This is a genomic window from Clostridium sp. Ade.TY, from assembly GCF_000498355.1.
In the GTDB taxonomy this organism is placed as follows: domain Bacteria; phylum Bacillota; class Clostridia; order Clostridiales; family Clostridiaceae; genus Clostridium.
On the sequence record NZ_AVSV01000051.1, the window covers coordinates 1 to 1,202 of the forward strand.

Consider the following 1,202-nt stretch of genomic DNA (forward strand, 5'->3'; position numbering starts at 1 on the left):
TTTATTACTATTCGATTATGCTAGTAACAACTCCTGAACCTACTGTTCTTCCACCTTCTCTGATCGCGAATCTTAATCCTTCGTCCATTGCAACTGGGTTGATTAATTCAACGTTCATGTCGATGTGGTCTCCTGGCATTACCATTTCCATTCCGTCTGGTAATTTGATTGATCCTGTTACGTCAGTTGTTCTGAAGTAGAATTGTGGTCTATATCCATCAAAGAATGGAGTATGTCTTCCACCTTCTTCTTTTTTAAGTACGTATACTTGACCTACGAACTTTTTGTGTGGGTGAACTGAACCAGGTTTAGCTAATACTTGACCTCTTTCGATTTCAGTTCTTTGAACTCCTCTTAATAATGCTCCGATGTTATCTCCAGCTTGCGCTTCGTCTAGTAACTTTCTGAACATTTCGATTCCTGTAACAACAGTTTTCTTGATTTCTTCGCTTAATCCTACGATTTCAACTTCTGCTCCTACATTTAAGATTCCTCTTTCAACTCTTCCTGTAGCAACTGTTCCTCTACCAGTGATTGTGAATACATCTTCGATTGGCATTAAGAATGGCTTATCTGTTGCTCTTTCTGGAGTTGGTACGTAGCTATCTACTGCATCCATTAACTCTTCGATACATGCGATTGAAGCTTCATCAGTTGGGTTTTCTAATGCTTTTAATGCTGAACCCTTTATTACTGGAATATCATCTCCTGGGAAGTTGTATTCGCTTAATAATTCTCTGATTTCCATTTCAACTAATTCTAATAATTCTTCGTCATCAACCATATCTGCTTTGTTTAAGAATACTACGATGTGGTCAACTCCAACTCTTGATGCAAGTAGGATATGCTCTCTTGTTTGAGGCATTGGACCATCTGCTGCTGAACAAACTAAGATTGCTCCATCCATTTGTGCTGCTCCTGTGATCATGTTCTTAACGTAGTCAGCATGTCCTGGACAGTCAACGTGAGCGTAGTGTCTGTTTTCTGTTTCGTACTCAACGTGTGCTGAGTTGATTGTGATTCCTCTTTCTTTTTCTTCTGGTGCTTTATCGATTTCGTCATATTTGAATGACTCAGCGAATCCCTTATTTGCTAATACTGCTGTAATAGCTGCTGTTAATGTAGTCTTACCGTGGTCTACGTGACCGATTGTTCCAATGTTAACGTGTGGTTTGTTTCTTTCGAATTTTGCTTTTGACATT

General features: G+C 39.1%; 1 protein-coding gene. It reads right to left on the minus strand.

Annotated features, from left to right (window positions below; all coding sequences use genetic code 11):
- Positions 1-7: 7 nt before the first annotated feature.
- Positions 8-1,201, minus strand: a complete 1,194-nt coding sequence (gene tuf, locus O212_RS0115455; protein ID WP_024615958.1) for an elongation factor Tu — start codon at positions 1,199-1,201, stop codon at positions 8-10.
- Position 1,202: the final 1 nt, after the last annotated feature.